The organism is Neisseria lactamica (assembly GCF_901482445.1).
Lineage (GTDB): Bacteria > Pseudomonadota > Gammaproteobacteria > Burkholderiales > Neisseriaceae > Neisseria > Neisseria lactamica.
The window spans coordinates 1647853-1662779 of sequence record NZ_LR590477.1 but is presented as its reverse complement, the minus strand read 5'-3'; the positions used below and the strand labels follow the sequence as shown (position 1 = coordinate 1662779).

Annotated in this window: 14 protein-coding genes and 4 tRNA genes; 17 read left to right on the top strand and 1 reads right to left on the bottom strand. The window is 52.1% G+C overall.

Annotated features, from left to right (window positions below; all coding sequences use genetic code 11):
- The first annotated feature begins 5 nt into the window (after nt 1-5).
- The 7 genes from rsmB to topA all read left to right on the top strand — a co-directional run bounded on the left by rsmB (nt 6) and on the right by topA (nt 9363).
- Nucleotides 6-1265 carry a 16S rRNA (cytosine(967)-C(5))-methyltransferase RsmB gene (rsmB, locus tag FGL10_RS09005; protein WP_003707104.1) on the top strand — a complete coding sequence of 420 codons (1260 nt, stop codon included), beginning with the start codon at nt 6-8 and terminating at the stop codon, nt 1263-1265.
- Nucleotides 1231-1830, top strand: coding sequence for a DUF4390 domain-containing protein (locus FGL10_RS09000; RefSeq protein WP_003707105.1), 600 nt, complete (start codon nt 1231-1233; stop codon nt 1828-1830). The genes rsmB and FGL10_RS09000 overlap by 35 nt, the downstream gene beginning before the upstream one ends.
- The gene (locus FGL10_RS08995) at nt 1830-3935 is read left to right on the top strand and encodes a sensor histidine kinase (protein ID WP_003707107.1); all 2106 of its coding nucleotides are present in this window, start codon (nt 1830-1832) and stop codon (nt 3933-3935) included. Before FGL10_RS09000 ends, FGL10_RS08995 begins: the two co-directional genes overlap by 1 nt.
- Nucleotides 3936-3939: 4 nt before the next feature.
- Nucleotides 3940-5214, top strand: a complete 1275-nt coding sequence (locus FGL10_RS08990; RefSeq protein WP_003707108.1) for a sigma-54-dependent transcriptional regulator — start codon at nt 3940-3942, stop codon at nt 5212-5214.
- 90 nt (nt 5215-5304) lie between these two features.
- Nucleotides 5305-6498, top strand: coding sequence for a DNA-processing protein DprA (gene dprA / locus FGL10_RS08985; RefSeq protein WP_003707112.1), 1194 nt, complete (start codon nt 5305-5307; stop codon nt 6496-6498).
- Nucleotides 6499-6523: 25 nt separating this feature from the next.
- Nucleotides 6524-6985 (top strand): Smg family protein, encoded by a 462-nt coding sequence (locus tag FGL10_RS08980; RefSeq protein ID WP_003707113.1) that lies wholly within the window; start codon nt 6524-6526, stop codon nt 6983-6985.
- A 71-nt stretch (nt 6986-7056) separates the two neighbouring features.
- Nucleotides 7057-9363: a type I DNA topoisomerase gene (topA, locus tag FGL10_RS08975; protein WP_003707115.1), complete on the top strand. Its 2307-nt coding sequence runs from the start codon at nt 7057-7059 to the stop codon at nt 9361-9363.
- 73 nt (nt 9364-9436) lie between these two features.
- Here topA and FGL10_RS08970 read toward each other — a convergent pair whose 3' ends face one another.
- Nucleotides 9437-10132: a hypothetical protein gene (locus tag FGL10_RS08970; protein ID WP_003707116.1), complete on the bottom strand. Its 696-nt coding sequence runs from the start codon at nt 10130-10132 to the stop codon at nt 9437-9439.
- Nucleotides 10133-10820: 688 nt separating this feature from the next.
- On the opposite strand from FGL10_RS08970, the gene FGL10_RS08960 reads away from it, so the two are divergent.
- From FGL10_RS08960 to nusG, 10 genes are all read left to right on the top strand, one after another.
- On the top strand, nt 10821-11198 hold the full coding sequence (locus FGL10_RS08960; protein WP_003707118.1) for a helix-turn-helix domain-containing protein: 378 nt from the start codon (nt 10821-10823) through the stop codon (nt 11196-11198).
- A gap of 88 nt (nt 11199-11286) precedes the next feature.
- Nucleotides 11287-11856: a 16S rRNA (guanine(966)-N(2))-methyltransferase RsmD gene (gene rsmD, locus FGL10_RS08955; protein ID WP_003707120.1), complete on the top strand. Its 570-nt coding sequence runs from the start codon at nt 11287-11289 to the stop codon at nt 11854-11856.
- A 122-nt stretch (nt 11857-11978) separates the two neighbouring features.
- Entirely contained in the window at nt 11979-12230 is a 252-nt protein-coding gene (locus tag FGL10_RS08950) for a YfhL family 4Fe-4S dicluster ferredoxin (protein WP_002215364.1), read from the top strand.
- A gap of 96 nt (nt 12231-12326) precedes the next feature.
- A tRNA-Tyr gene (locus FGL10_RS08945) sits at nt 12327-12410 on the top strand.
- A 30-nt stretch (nt 12411-12440) separates the two neighbouring features.
- Nucleotides 12441-12514, top strand: a tRNA-Gly gene (locus FGL10_RS08940).
- Nucleotides 12515-12523: 9 nt separating this feature from the next.
- Nucleotides 12524-12598, top strand: a tRNA-Thr gene (locus tag FGL10_RS08935).
- 43 nt (nt 12599-12641) lie between these two features.
- Nucleotides 12642-13826, top strand: coding sequence for an elongation factor Tu (gene tuf, locus FGL10_RS08930; protein WP_036475232.1), 1185 nt, complete (start codon nt 12642-12644; stop codon nt 13824-13826).
- A gap of 6 nt (nt 13827-13832) precedes the next feature.
- Nucleotides 13833-13908 (top strand) — tRNA-Trp (locus FGL10_RS08925).
- Nucleotides 13909-14022: 114 nt separating this feature from the next.
- On the top strand, nt 14023-14301 hold the full coding sequence (gene secE / locus FGL10_RS08920; protein ID WP_003711141.1) for a preprotein translocase subunit SecE: 279 nt from the start codon (nt 14023-14025) through the stop codon (nt 14299-14301).
- A 1-nt stretch (nt 14302) separates the two neighbouring features.
- On the top strand, nt 14303-14839 hold the full coding sequence (nusG, locus tag FGL10_RS08915) for a transcription termination/antitermination protein NusG (RefSeq protein ID WP_003711142.1): 537 nt from the start codon (nt 14303-14305) through the stop codon (nt 14837-14839).
- Nucleotides 14840-14927 lie beyond the last annotated feature (88 nt).

Sequence of the window (14927 nt, the reverse complement as noted above, 5' to 3'; positions counted from 1 at the left end):
ATAATATGAGTATGGCACTTGCCCAAAAACTTGCCGCCGACAGCATTGCGGCGGTTGCCGAAGGGCGCAACCTTCAGGACGTGTTGGCGCAAATCCGCACCGCGCATCCCGATCTTACGGCGCAGGAAAACGGCGCGTTGCAGGACATCGCCTACGGCTGCCAGCGTTATTTGGGCAGTTTGAAACATATACTCGCGCAGATGCTGAAAAAGCCGATTGGCAATCCGCAGCTCGAAAGCCTGCTTTTGGCGGCGTTGTACCAACTGCATTACACGCGCAACGCGCCGCACGCCGTGGTCAATGAGGCAGTGGAGAGCATCGCCAAAATCGGACGCGGGCAGTACCGTTCGTTTGCCAACGCGGTTTTGCGCCGCTTTTTGCGCGAACGCGACAAGCTTGTGGCTTCCTGTAAAAAAGACGATGTGGCGAAACACAACCTGCCGCTGTGGTGGGTGGCTTACTTGAAAAACCATTATCCGAAACACTGGCACAACATCACTGCCGCGCTGCAATCCCATCCGCCGATGACGTTGCGCGTCAACCGCCGACACGGCAATGCTGAAAGCTATTTGGAAAAACTGGTGGCGGAAGGTATCGCGGCTAAGGCGTTGGACGAATATGCGGTTACGTTGGAAGAAGCCGTGCCGGTAAACCGCCTGCCCGGCTTTTCAGACGGCATCGTTTCGGTACAGGACTTCGGCGCGCAGCAGGCGGCGTATCTCCTTAACCCGAAAGACGGCGAACGGATTTTGGACGCGTGCGCCGCGCCGGGCGGCAAGACGGGGCATATCTTGGAATTGGCGGATTGCCGTGTTACCGCCTTGGACATTGATGCAGGCCGTCTGAAACGGGTGGAAGACAATATCGCGCGTCTGGGCTTTCAGACGGCATCGACGGCGTGTGCCGATGCGCGGGATTTGGCGGCGTGGTATGATGGAAAGCCTTTCGACGCAATCCTTGCCGACGTGCCGTGCACCGCCTCGGGCGTGGCGCGGCGCAATCCCGACGTGAAATGGCTGCGCCGTCCGACCGACGCGCTCAAAACCGCCCGTCAGCAAGAAGCCCTGCTGGACGCACTTTGGCAGACGCTGAAACAGGGCGGCAGAATGCTGCTTGCCACCTGTTCCGTGTTCGTCGAGGAAAACGACGGGCAATTGCAAAAATTCCTCAGCCGCCATAACGATGCCGAACCGATCGAATCGCGGGTGCTTTTACCGAACAAACACCAAGATGGCTTTTATTACGCGCTTATTCAAAAGCATTAAACAATGGCTTGTGCTGCTGCCGCTGCTTTCCGTTTTGCCGGACGCGGCGGCGGAGGGCATTGCCGCGACCCGCGCCGAAGCGAGGATAACCGACGGCGGGCGGCTTTCCATCAGCAGCCGTTTCCAAACCGAGCTGCCCGACCAGCTCCAACAGGCGTTGCGCCGGGGCGTGCCGCTCAACTTTACCTTAAGCTGGCAGCTTTCCGCCCCGACAATCGCTTCTTATCGGTTTAAATTGGGGCAATTAATCGGCGATGACGACAATATTGACTACAAACTGAGTTTCCATCCGCTGACCAACCGCTACCGCGTTACCGTCGGCGCGTTTTCGACAGACTACGACACTTTGGGTGCGGCATTGCGTGCGACCGGCGCGGTTGCCAACTGGAAAGTCCTGAACAAAGGCGCGTTGTCCGGTGCGGAAGCAGGGGAAACCAAGGCGGAAATCCGCTTGCTGCTGTCCACTTCAAAATTGCCCAAGCCTTTCCAAATCAACGCATTGACTTCTCAAAACTGGCATTTGGATTCGGGTTGGAAACCTCTAAACATCATCGGGAACAAATAATGCGCCGCTTCCTACTGATCGCAGCCATATGCGCCGTCGTCCTGTTGTATGGACTGACGGCGGCAACCGGCAGCACCAGTTCGCTGGCGGATTATTTCTGGTGGATAGTCGCATTCAGCGCAATGCTGCTGCTGGTGTTGTCCGCCGTTTTGGCACGTTATGTCATATTGCTGTTGAAAGACAGGCGCGACGGCGTATTCGGTTCGCAGATTGCCAAACGCCTTTCCGGGATGTTCACGCTGGTCGCCGTATTGCCCGGCGTGTTTCTGTTCGGCGTTTCCGCACAGTTCATCAACGGTACGATTAATTCGTGGTTCGGCAACGACACCCACGAAGCCCTCGAACGCAGCCTCAATTTGAGCAAGTCCGCATTGAATCTGGCGGCAGACAACGCCCTCGGCAACGCCGTCCCCGTGCAGATAGACCTCATCGGCGCGGCTTCCCTGCCCGGGGATATGGGCAGGGTGCTGGAACATTATGCCGGCAGCTTTACCCAGTTGTCCCTTTACAATGCCGCAAGCGGCAAAATCGAAAAAAGCATCAACCCGCACAAGCTCGATCAGCCGTTTCCGGATAAGGCGCGTTGGGAAAAAATCCAACAGGCGGGTTCGGTCAGGGATTTGGAAAGCATAGGCGGCGTATTGTACGCGCAGGGCTGGCTGTCGGCGGGTACGCACAACGGGCGCGATTACGCCCTGTTTTTCCGCCAGCCGATTCCCAAAGACGTGGCAGAGGATGCCGTCTTAATCGAAAAGGCGCGGGCGAAATATGCCGAGTTGAGTTACAGCAAAAAAGGTTTGCAGACCTTTTTCCTGGCAACCCTGCTGATTGCCTCGCTGCTGTCGATTTTTCTTGCACTGGTGATGGCGCTGTATTTCGCCCGCCGTTTCGTCGAACCCGTCCTATCGCTTGCCGAGGGGGCGAAGGCGGTGGCGCAAGGCGATTTCAGCCAAACCCGTCCTGTTTTACGCAATGATGAGTTCGGGCGTTTGACCAAACTGTTCAACCATATGACCGAGCAGCTTTCCATCGCCAAAGAAGCAGACGAGCGCAACAGGAGGCGCGAAGAAGCCGCCAGACATTATCTCGAATGCGTGCTGGAGGGGCTGACCACGGGCGTGGTGGTGTTTGACGAACAAGGCCGTCTGAAAACCTTCAACAAAGCGGCGGAACAGATTTTAGGCTTGTCGCTCGTGCCGTTGTGGGGCAGCAGCCGGCACGGTTGGCACGGCGTTTCGGCGCAGCAGTCCCTGCTTGCCGAAGTGTTTGCCGCCATCGGCGCGGCGGCAGGTACGGACAAACCGGTCCAGGTGGAATATGCCGCGCCGGACGATGCCAAAATCCTGCTGGGCAAGGCGACGGTATTACCCGAAGACAACGGCAACGGCGTGGTGATGGTGATTGACGACATCACCGTATTGATACACGCGCAAAAAGAAGCGGCGTGGGGCGAAGTGGCCAAACGTTTGGCACACGAAATCCGCAATCCGCTCACGCCCATCCAGCTTTCCGCCGAACGGCTGGCGTGGAAATTGGGCGGGAAGCTGGACGAGCAGGACGCGCAAATCCTGACGCGTTCGACCGAAACCATCATCAAACAGGTGGCGGCGTTAAAAGAAATGGTCGAAGCATTCCGCAATTATGCGCGCGCGCCGTCGCTCAAATTGGAAAATCAGGATTTGAACGCCTTAATCGGCGATGTGTTGGCATTGTATGAGGCCGGCCCGTGCCGGTTTGCGGCGGAACTTGCCGGCGAACCGCTGATGATGGCGGCGGATACGACCGCTATGCGGCAGGTGCTGCACAATATTTTCAAAAATGCCGCCGAAGCGGCGGAAGAAGCCGATGTACCCGAAGTCAGGGTAAAATCGGAAGCGGGGCAGGACGGACGGATTGTCCTGACGGTTTGCGACAACGGCAAAGGCTTTAGCAAAGAAATGCTGCACAATGCCTTCGAGCCGTATGTAACGGACAAACCGGCGGGAACGGGATTGGGACTGCCCGTGGTGAAAAAAATCATTGAAGAACACGGCGGCCGCATCAGCCTGAGCAATCAGGATGCGGGCGGCGCGTGTGTCAGAATCATCTTGCCAAAAACGGTATAAATTTATGCGTAGCAGCGATATTTTAATTGTAGACGACGAAATCGGCATCCGCGACCTGCTGTCGGAAATCCTGCAGGACGAAGGTTATTCGGTCGCATTGGCGGAAAATGCCGAAGAGGCGCGCAAGCTGCGCCATCAGGCGCGCCCGGCGATGGTGCTGCTGGATATTTGGATGCCCGATTGCGACGGTATCACGCTTTTGAAGGAGTGGTCGAAAAACGGGCAGCTCAATATGCCGGTGGTGATGATGAGCGGGCACGCCAGCATCGATACCGCCGTGGAGGCGACCAAAATCGGTGCGATCGACTTTTTGGAAAAACCGATTTCCCTGCAAAAACTGCTGTCTGCGGTCGAAAACGCGTTGAAGCACGGCGCGGCGCAGGCGGAAGAGGGTCCCGTGTTCGACAAACTGGGCAGCAGCGCGGCGATTCAGGAAATGAACCGCGAAGTCGGGGCGGCGGCAAAACGCACATCCCCCGTCCTCCTGACGGGCGAGGCGGGTTCGCCGTTTGAAACCGTGGCGCGTTATTTCCATAAAAACGGCACGCCGTGGGTCATTCCGGCAAAGGCGGAATATCTGGCCGATATGCCGATGGAGCTGCTGAAAAAGGCGGAAGGCGGTGTCTTATATGCGGGCGACATCGCGCGATACGGACGCAACATCCGGGACGGCATCGCCTTTATCGCCGGCAAGGCGGAACGCTGCCGCGTCAGGCTGGTCGCAGCGTACGGCCGGCCGGCGGGTTCGGACGGCGGGGGCGAAGAAAAAGCGGCAGGTTTCCCGCCGGATTCGACCGTCCGCATCCCGCCCCTGCGTATGCAGCACGAAGACATTCCCTTCCTGATACAGGGGATTGCCTGCAATGTGGCGGAAAGCCAAAAAATCACGCCTGCCGCATTCGGTGAAGATGCGCTTGCCGTATTGTCCCGTTACGACTGGCCGGGGAATTTCGAGCAGTTGCAAAATGTCGTTACAACGCTGCTGCTGGAGGCGGACGGGCGGGAAATCGGTATCGGCGCGGCTTCTTCGGCACTGGGGCGCGGCGCGCCTGACGACGGAACGGGGCATATGGCGTGCGGGTTCGACTTCAACCTGCCCCTGCGCGAATTGAGGGAGGCGGTGGAGCGGCGTTATTTCGAGTACCACATCGCCCAAGAAGGTCAGAATATGAGCCAAGTGGCGCAGAAAGTCGGATTGGAACGCACGCACCTTTACCGCAAACTCAAACAGCTCGGCATCGGCGTTTCGCGCCGTGCGGGGGAAAAAACCGAAGAATAGGCCCGGACGGCCGGTTTTCCGGCTGCGGGCTTCTGTGTTCAGACGGCATTTGGTGCAAATGCCGTCTGAAATCGTAAGGGGACGGATTTTATGACAGAGGACGAACGTTTCGCGTGGCTGCAATTGGCGTTTACACCCTATATCGGCGCAGAAAGTTTCCTGCTGCTGCTGCGCCGTTTCGGCAGCGCGTCAAACGCCTTGTCCGCACCGGCGGAACAGGTCGCCCCGGCGGTGCGGCACAAGCAGGCGCTTGAGGCTTGGCGCAATGCGGAAAAACGCGCCTTGGCGCGGCAGGCGGCAGAAGCGGCGTTGGAATGGGAAATGCGGGACGGATGCCGTCTGATGCTGCTTCAGGATGAAGATTTCCCCGAAATGCTGGCGCAGGGGCTGACCGCGCCGCCGGTTTTGTTTTTGCGCGGCAACGTGCGGCTGCTGCACAAGCCTTCCGCCGCCATTGTCGGCAGCCGCTATGCCACGCCGCAGGCCATGCGGATTGCCAAAGATTTCGGCAGGGCGTTGGGTGGGAAAGGCATTCCCGTTGTGTCGGGTATGGCTTCGGGCATCGATACCGCCGCCCATCAGGGTGCGTTGCAGGCAGAAGGCGGCACCATCGCCGTGTGGGGGACGGGCATAGACCGCATTTATCCGCCGGCCAACAAAAACCTTGCTTATGAAATCGCCGAAAAAGGATTGATTGTCAGCGAGTTCCCCATCGGCACGCGGCCGTATGCCGGCAATTTTCCGCGCCGCAACCGTCTGATTGCCGCCCTGTCGCAGGTTACGCTGGTGGTTGAAGCCGCGTTGGAATCCGGTTCGCTGATTACCGCCGGCCTGGCGGCAGAAATGGGGCGCGAAGTGATGGCGGTACCCGGTTCGATAGACAATCCGCACAGCAAAGGCTGCCACAAACTGATTAAAGACGGCGCGAAACTGACGGAATGTTTGGACGACATCCTGAACGAATGCCCGGGGCTATTGCAAAATACGGGTGCTTCATCATATTCTATAAATAAGGGAATGCCTGAAAAGCGCATCACTGCCGTTCAGACGGCATACGCCCCGCCGCCTTCGCCTGAAGGCAAAATGCCGTCTGAAGGGGCGGCATGCGGCACAGCCCACGGCAGCATACTGGATAAAATGGGTTTCGACCCGGTTCATCCCGACGTGCTTGCCGGGCAGCTTGCTATGCCTGCCGCAGATTTGTATGCCGCACTGTTGGAATTGGAACTGGACGGCAGCGTTGCCGCAATGCCCGGCGGCAGATACCAGCGTATCCGAACTTGAACGCACTTTATATTAAGGAACACGAATGACCGAAGTCATCGCCTACCTCATCGAACATTTCCAAGATTTCGATACCTGTCCGCCGCCCGAAGACTTGGGTATGCTGCTTGAAGAAGCGGGTTTCGATACGATGGAAATCGGCAACACCCTGATGATGATGGAAGTATTGCTCAACAGCTCCGAATTTTCCGCCGAACCTGCCGACAGCGGCGCATTGCGCGTGTACAGCAAAGAAGAAACCGACAACCTGCCGCAGGAAGTGATGGGGCTGATGCAGTATCTAATTGAAGAAAAAGCCGTAAGCTGCGAACAGCGGGAAATCATCATTCACGCGCTCATGCACATTCCGGGCGACGAAATTACCATAGATACCGCCAAAGTGCTGACCCTGCTGCTTTTATGGGCAAACAAGAGCGAGCTGCCCGTGTTGGTCGGCGACGAGCTGATGAGCGCGCTTTTACTCGACAACAAACCTACGATGAACTGAAGCGGCTTCAGACGGCCCGCCCGAGGCCGTCTGAAACGCCGGCATCAAAACCACCATCCAGAGAACGACAAATGGCGAAAAACCTATTAATCGTCGAATCCCCGTCCAAAGCCAAAACCCTGAAAAAATATTTGGGCGGCGATTTTGAAATCCTTGCATCCTACGGACACGTCCGCGACCTCGTCCCCAAAAGCGGCGCGGTCGATCCCGACAACGGCTTTGCGATGAAATACCAACTAATCAGCCGCAACGCCAAACACGTCGATGCCATCGTCGCCGGTGCCAAAGAAGCCGAAAACATCTACCTCGCCACCGACCCGGATAGGGAAGGCGAAGCCATTTCCTGGCATCTTTTGGAAATCCTCAAATCCAAACGCGGCCTGAAAAACATCAAGCCGCAGCGTGTCGTGTTCCACGAAATCACCAAAAACGCCGTGCTCGATGCCGTCGCCCATCCGCGCGAAATCGAAATGGATTTGGTCGATGCGCAACAAGCCCGTCGCGCTTTGGACTATCTGGTCGGCTTTAACCTTTCGCCATTGTTATGGAAAAAAATCCGACGCGGCTTGAGCGCGGGCCGTGTGCAAAGTCCCGCCTTGCGTCTGATTTGCGAACGCGAAAACGAGATCCGCGCGTTTGAAGCGCAGGAATATTGGACGGTGCATCTCGACAGCCGCAAAGGACGCAGCAAGTTCACCGCCAAACTCGCCCAATATAACGGCGCGAAACTCGAACAATTCGACCTGCCGAACGAAGCCGCTCAAGCCGGCGTATTGAAAGAATTCGAAGGCAAAGAGGCAGTCGTTACCGCCATCGAAAAGAAAAAGCGCAGCCGCAATCCCGCCGCACCGTTCACCACTTCTACTATGCAGCAGGATGCCGTGCGCAAACTCGGCTTCACCACCGACCGCACCATGCGTACCGCCCAGCAGCTTTACGAAGGTATAGACGTAGGGCATGGCGCGATCGGTCTGATTACCTATATGCGTACCGACAGCGTGAATTTGGCGGATGAAGCCTTAACCGAAATCCGCCATTACATCGAAAACAAAATCGGCAAAGAATATCTGCCGAGTGCCGCCAAACAATACAAAACCAAATCCAAAAACGCCCAAGAAGCGCACGAAGCCATCCGCCCGACTTCCGTGTACCGCACGCCCGAAAGCGTCAAACCTTTCTTGAGTGCAGACCAGTTCAAACTCTATCAAATGATTTGGCAGCGCACCGTCGCCTGTCAGATGATGCCCGCCAAATTCGACCAAACCACCGTCGATATTACCGTCGGCAAAGGTGTCTTCCGCGTAACCGGACAAGTGCAAACCTTCGCAGGCTTCCTCAGCGTTTACGAAGAAAGCAGCGATGACGAAGAGAGTGAAGACAGCAAAAAACTGCCTGAAATGAGCGAAGGCGACAAACTGCCCGTGGACAAACTTTACGGCGAACAACACTTCACCACCCCGCCGCCGCGCTACAACGAAGCCACGCTGGTTAAAGCTCTCGAAGAATACGGCATCGGCCGCCCCTCAACCTACGCCAGCATTATTTCCACGCTCAAAGACCGCGAATACGTTACCCTTGAGCAAAAACGCTTCATGCCCACAGACACAGGCGACATCGTCAACAAATTCCTGACCGAACATTTCGCCCAATACGTCGATTACCACTTCACCGCCAAACTTGAAGACCAGCTCGACGAAATCGCCGACGGCAAACGCCAATGGATTCCCGTGATGGACAAATTCTGGAAACCGTTCATTAAACAAGTGGAAGAAAAAGAAGGCATCGAACGCGCCAAATTCACCACGCAGGAACTTGACGAAACCTGCCCGAAATGCGGCGGACACAAACTGCAAATCAAATTCGGCAAAATGGGCCGCTTCGTCGCCTGTGCCGGCTATCCCGAGTGCGGCTACACACGCAACGTCAACGAAACCGCCGAAGAAGCTGCCGAACGCATCGCCAAAGCGGAAGCAGAACAAGCCGAACTTGACGGGCGCGAATGCCCCAAATGCGGCGGACGGCTGGTGTACAAATACAGCCGCACCGGCAGCAAATTCATCGGCTGCGCCAACTACCCCAAATGCAAACACGTCGAGCCGCTGGAAAAACCGAAAGACACCGGCGTCCAATGTCCGCAATGCAAAAAAGGCAACCTCGTCGAGCGCAAATCCCGCTACGGCAAACTGTTTTACAGTTGCAGCACCTATCCCGACTGCAACTACGCCACCTGGAACCCGCCCATCGCCGAAGAATGCCCGAACTGCCATTGGCCGGTTTTAACCATCAAAACCACCAAACGCTGGGGCGTGGAAAAAGTCTGTCCGCAAAAAGAATGCGGTTGGAAAGAGCAGATTGAACCGCCTGCGCCGAAAGAGTGAGAATAGGTCAGTTTAAAAGAGAAAAGGTCGTCTGAAAAATTTTTCAGACGACCTTTTCTTTTCTGTGATTGGTTTATTTGAATCCGCGTGCTGTTTTAAAGTCCGATAAAATACGATTCATTTCTGGTTCAAATAAGGATATGTAATCGTACGATAGACCGCGACTGGCACTGGGGTGTGGAAAACAAACGACTTCGCAATTTTCAAACGATTGGAATCTGACCTTGAAACGTGTACCGCTAAAATCTTTTTGTACTACTCGTAGCGGTTGAGTTTGTTTTCCGACAAGCTGCTCGAAGCGCGGCAATACATTTGCGCGATTAAGATAATTTGTCAGATTGCTTCCCATGAAGAGAATCAATTTCGGACGTAGTTTCTCAATATGGTAAAGAAAATTATCGACGTGTTCGGGCTGGAGAAATTTGTTTTGATTGTCAATTTTGTTACCCTGAGTAGCAGCCCAGTTGGTTTGCACCAGGGATTTTTCAAATGCACCACCCAAATCATTTTCGTCTAAGGGGTGTCCCCACATTTCAAACCAAATTTTTATCGTATTGTCGTAACGCCACTTTTTTGCCTGCTCGCCATAATATAGGGATTTATTGGCAAATGTATGGTCGATTTTATTTTCAGGGAGTTTGTATTTGCCTGCTACATAAGCAGCCTCATCGGCTTTACTCCAGCCCCATTCATACCCACAAATCATTAAGCCATGTTTGTCATTGTAGCCTTTGAATAGACTGTTGCTCAAATTTAAATCCTTCATCATGAACCCTTCCTTTTAAAATTTAAGAGCGATTGACTTCAATGTTTTTAGATGGGGTGGAAAAATCCTTGTGTAGGCAACATAAATTCAATAAATTTCTTGATAATCCGAAACCTACTAATAGCGTACCTATAAAAGCTTTTCGATTACGTTCAGCATGACGGCTACGTCGTTCATATTTTTTACGCTTGCTATTCCCCATTATTGCAGCTAAGCCAAATGATATGGCGAGAATTGCCCAAATAATAGTACTTAATAACAATTTTCCCATACTATCAATAAGGAAATAAAAAACCTTTTAGTATTAGATCGATAGGTTATAATCCATGCCCATGAAAATGCAATAAGAGCTATACATAAGATACAAGCTGACAGGATTTCTTTATTTTTAATTAAAAAACTTAGAGCAATGAGGATGACAGGCGTCAATAAAACAATAGTTACATCCTGATAGCTATAAAAGAAAACTGCCCTATTTTGAATGTGGAGATGTGCACAGAATCCAATATAGCTAAGGATAATAGTTAATATAATAAAAAAAGACCACCAAGGGTGAAGAGATAGGAATTCCATGTTTTCCCCTTTTTTGTAAAAATTAAAAAATTTTATCTAAGAGTTAATTGCCTAACCAGCCAGAAGAAGTTTAAAATCTATCTCAATAATTCAATTACCTATACAGAAAGTTCAGCTTATGGAAACCCACGAAAAAATCCGCTTGATGCGCGAATTGAACAAATGGTCGCAGGAGGATATGGCGGAAAAGCTGGCGATGTCGGCAGGCGGGTATGCCAAAATCGAACGGGGTGAGACGCAGTTGAATATCCCGCGTTTGGAGCAGTTGGCTCAGATTTTCAAAATCGATATGTGGGATTTGCTCAAATCTGGCGGCGGCGGGATGGTGTTGCAGATTAATGAAGGAGATAGTGGTGGCGATATTGCGTTGTATGCGTCGGGTGATGTTTCGATGAAAATAGAATTTTTAAAAATGGAATTGAAACACTGCAAAGAAATGTTGGAACAAAAAGACAAAGAAATCGAGCTGCTCCGCAAGCTGACCGAAACCGCTTAAACAGATATGCCGTCTGAAAAAAGTTTTCAGACGGCATATTCTTTGACAGGTCTTGTATAATACCGTTTGAACTTACAGGTTTTTGATTATGGCGGCAGGCAAACATACCAAACACAGTAACCGGGTACGCATTATCGGCGGGCAATGCCGGGGCAGGAAATTGAGTTTCGCATCCGCAGACGGGCTGCGCCCAACCCCCGACAGCGTGCGTGAAAAGCTGTTTAACTGGCTGGGACAGGATTTGACGGGCAAAACGGTTTTGGATCTCTTCGGAGGCAGCGGCGCACTCGGTATGGAAGCCGCTTCGCGTAATGCAAAACGGGTCGTGATTGCAGACAACAACCGTCAAACGGTACAAACCCTTGAGAAAAACAGTCACGAACTGGGTTTGGGGCAGGTGCAAACCGTCTGTTCGGACGGCATTGCCTATTTGACAAACCTAAAAGAGAAATTCGATGTCGTCTTCCTTGATCCGCCGTTTGCGTGGCAAAGTTGGGAAAGTCTTTTCAATGCATTGGGCACACGCCTGAATGACGGTGCATATGTCTATATCGAGGCGGGTACGCTGCCGGATATTCCCGATTGGCTGGCGGAGTATAGGGAGGGGAAATCGGGGCAGAGTACATTTGAATTAAGGGTTTTCCAAGTGGCTGAATAATATGCGCTTTGATAATCATTTCCAGGTTGTAAACATTCGTTTGCAACCGTCCGGTTCAAAAAAACCTTGTGCTATAATCCGCGCCCGCCCGGTTTTGATAATTTAGTGGAAAAGGAAAAGAAATGTCGCTCTTTATTACCGACGAGTGCATCAACTGCGACGTATGCGAACCCGAATGTCCGAATGATGCCATTTCCCAAGGCGAGGAAATTTATGAAATCAACCCCAACCTCTGCACGCAGTGCGTCGGACACTACGATGAACCGCAGTGCCAGCAGGTTTGTCCCGTCGATTGCATCTTGATTGACGAAGAACACCCCGAAACCCATGACGAATTGATGGCAAAATACGAAAAGATAATTCAGTTTAAATAAATTACATTTGAAAACAGAATATTAAATCTGTTTTAAGATAAAATAAAAAAAAACTTGACGGAAAAACGAGCCGCTAATAAACTAGCGTTCTCTTTTGGAGGGATTCCCGAGCGGTCAAAGGGGGCAGACTGTAAATCTGTTGCGAAAGCTTCGAAGGTTCGAATCCTTCTCCCTCCACCAAAATTCTTACTTGGGGCAGTAGCGAGTAATGCGGGTGTAGCTCAATGGTAGAGCAGAAGCCTTCCAAGCTTACGGTGAGGGTTCGATTCCCTTCACCCGCTCCAAACAATTAGGCCCATGTAGCTCAGGGGTAGAGCACTCCCTTGGTAAGGGAGAGGTCGGCAGTTCAAATCTGCCCATGGGCACCATCTGATTCAACCATCCTTTTTTAAAAGCTTATAGGAAATTGCCATGGCTAAGGAAAAATTCGAACGTAGCAAACCGCACGTAAACGTTGGCACCATCGGTCACGTTGACCATGGTAAAACCACCCTGACTGCTGCTTTGACTACTATTTTGGCTAAAAAATTCGGCGGTGCTGCAAAAGCTTACGACCAAATCGACAACGCCCCCGAAGAAAAAGCCCGCGGTATTACCATTAATACCTCACACGTAGAATACGAAACCGAAACCCGCCACTACGCACACGTAGACTGCCCGGGTCACGCCGACTACGTTAAAAACATGATTACCGGTGCCGCACAAATGGACGGCGCAATCTTGGTATGTTCCGCCGCCGACGGCCCTATGCCGCAAACCCGCGAACACATTCTGTTGGCCCGCCAAGTAGGTGTACCTTACATCATCGTATTCATGAACAAATGCGATATGGTCGACGATGCCGAGCTGTTGGAACTGGTTGAAATGGAAATCCGCGACCTGCTGTCAAGCTACGACTTCCCAGGCGACGACTGCCCAATCGTACAAGGTTCCGCACTGAAAGCTTTGGAAGGCGATGCCGCTTACGAAGAAAAAATCTTCGAACTGGCTGCCGCATTGGACAGCTACATCCCGACTCCCGAGCGTGCCGTGGACAAACCGTTCCTGCTGCCTATCGAAGACGTATTCTCCATCTCCGGCCGCGGTACGGTAGTAACCGGCCGTGTAGAGCGCGGTGTCATCCACGTTGGCGACGAGATCGAAATCGTCGGTCTGAAAGAAACCCAAAAAACCACCTGTACCGGTGTCGAGATGTTCCGCAAACTGCTGGACGAAGGTCAGGCAGGCGACAACGTAGGCGTATTGCTGCGCGGTACCAAACGTGAAGAAGTGGAACGCGGTCAGGTATTAGCCAAACCGGGTACCATCACTCCGCACACCAAGTTCAAAGCAGAAGTGTATGTATTGAGCAAAGAAGAGGGCGGTCGTCACACTCCGTTCTTCGCCAACTACCGTCCGCAATTCTACTTCCGTACCACCGACGTAACCGGCGCGGTTACTTTGGAAGAAGGCGTGGAAATGGTAATGCCCGGTGAGAACGTAACCATTACTGTAGAACTGATTGCGCCTATCGCTATGGAAGAAGGTCTGCGCTTTGCGATTCGCGAAGGCGGCCGTACCGTGGGTGCGGGCGTGGTTTCTTCTGTAATTGCTTAAGTTTAGAGGCCAATAGCTCAATTGGTAGAGTATCGGTCTCCAAAACCGAGGGTTGGGGGTTCGAGACCCTCTTGGCCTGCCAAATAAAAAATTAACCGGCCTTGTGTCGGTTAATTTTTTTGTATTTGTTATTTAGTAAACTCTCTTGCCATTTGCATGGATTGAGAATAGACAGATGCTATGATGGATAAATAATATGACAGAGCATACGCCTGAAAAAAAGAACGTTAAAGTGGATCAGCCGGTTGTTCAAGGTAAAGAATCTGCATCTAATCCCGGTAAAGAGGGTTTTTTTGCATATTTCTCAAACTCTTGGTCCGAATTCAAAAAGGTGGTTTGGCCTAAGCGTGAAGATGCTGTCAGAATGACTGTATTTGTTATAGTGTTTGTTGCTGTGCTTTCCATATTCATCTATGCGGCAGATACAGCAATTTCATGGTTATTTTTTGATGTATTGCTGAGAAGGGAAGGTTGAGATGTCGAAAAAATGGTATGTTGTACAGGCGTATTCGGGGTTTGAGAAGAATGTCCAACGAACATTGGAAGAGCGAATTGCCCGTGAAGAGATGGGAGATTATTTCGGACAAATCTTGGTACCTGTAGAGAAAGTTGTTGATATTCGCAATGGTCGTAAGACTATTAGTGAAAGGAAGTCATATCCGGGGTATGTATTGGTGGAAATGGAAATGACAGATGACTCTTGGTATCTTGTAAAGAGTACGCCCCGTGTTTCCGGGTTTATCGGAGGAACGGCCAATAAACCCATGCCTATCAGTCAAAGAGAAGCTGAAATTATTTTGCAACAGGTTCAAACGGGATCTGAGAAACCCAAACCAAAAGTTGAGTTTGAAGTCGGTCAGCAGATACGTGTGAATGAGGGGCCGTTTGCTGATTTTAATGGTGTTGTAGATGAAGTTAATTATGAGCGGAACAAGTTGCGTGTATCTGTTCAGATATTTGGTCGTGAAACGCCTGTCGAGCTGGAGTTTGGGCAGGTTGAGAAGATTAACTAATTTTATACTTGAAAAATAAGTATTAAAACGATAAAATTAAAAATTAATTTGGGGAGCGGAAATGGTTCCGCGTTATACCCGTTTCTAG

Bases quoted from the DNA above. Each gene is read 5' to 3' on its own strand.
- rsmD (WP_003707120.1), top strand. From the start codon at position 11,287: ATGGCGGCAGGCAAACATACCAAACACAGTAACCGGGTACGCATTATC.
- FGL10_RS08950 (WP_002215364.1), top strand. From the start codon at position 11,979: ATGTCGCTCTTTATTACCGACGAGTGCATCAACTGCGACGTATGCGAA.
- FGL10_RS08960 (WP_003707118.1), top strand. From the start codon at position 10,821: ATGGAAACCCACGAAAAAATCCGCTTGATGCGCGAATTGAACAAATGG.
- topA (WP_003707115.1), top strand. From the start codon at position 7,057: ATGGCGAAAAACCTATTAATCGTCGAATCCCCGTCCAAAGCCAAAACC.
- FGL10_RS09000 (WP_003707105.1), top strand. From the start codon at position 1,231: ATGGCTTTTATTACGCGCTTATTCAAAAGCATTAAACAATGGCTTGTG.
- secE (WP_003711141.1), top strand. From the start codon at position 14,023: ATGACAGAGCATACGCCTGAAAAAAAGAACGTTAAAGTGGATCAGCCG.
- FGL10_RS08970 (WP_003707116.1), bottom strand. From the start codon at position 10,132: ATGATGAAGGATTTAAATTTGAGCAACAGTCTATTCAAAGGCTACAAT.
- dprA (WP_003707112.1), top strand. From the start codon at position 5,305: ATGACAGAGGACGAACGTTTCGCGTGGCTGCAATTGGCGTTTACACCC.
- tuf (WP_036475232.1), top strand. From the start codon at position 12,642: ATGGCTAAGGAAAAATTCGAACGTAGCAAACCGCACGTAAACGTTGGC.
- FGL10_RS08995 (WP_003707107.1), top strand. From the start codon at position 1,830: ATGCGCCGCTTCCTACTGATCGCAGCCATATGCGCCGTCGTCCTGTTG.
- nusG (WP_003711142.1), top strand. From the start codon at position 14,303: ATGTCGAAAAAATGGTATGTTGTACAGGCGTATTCGGGGTTTGAGAAG.
- rsmB (WP_003707104.1), top strand. From the start codon at position 6: ATGAGTATGGCACTTGCCCAAAAACTTGCCGCCGACAGCATTGCGGCG.
- FGL10_RS08990 (WP_003707108.1), top strand. From the start codon at position 3,940: ATGCGTAGCAGCGATATTTTAATTGTAGACGACGAAATCGGCATCCGC.
- FGL10_RS08980 (WP_003707113.1), top strand. From the start codon at position 6,524: ATGACCGAAGTCATCGCCTACCTCATCGAACATTTCCAAGATTTCGAT.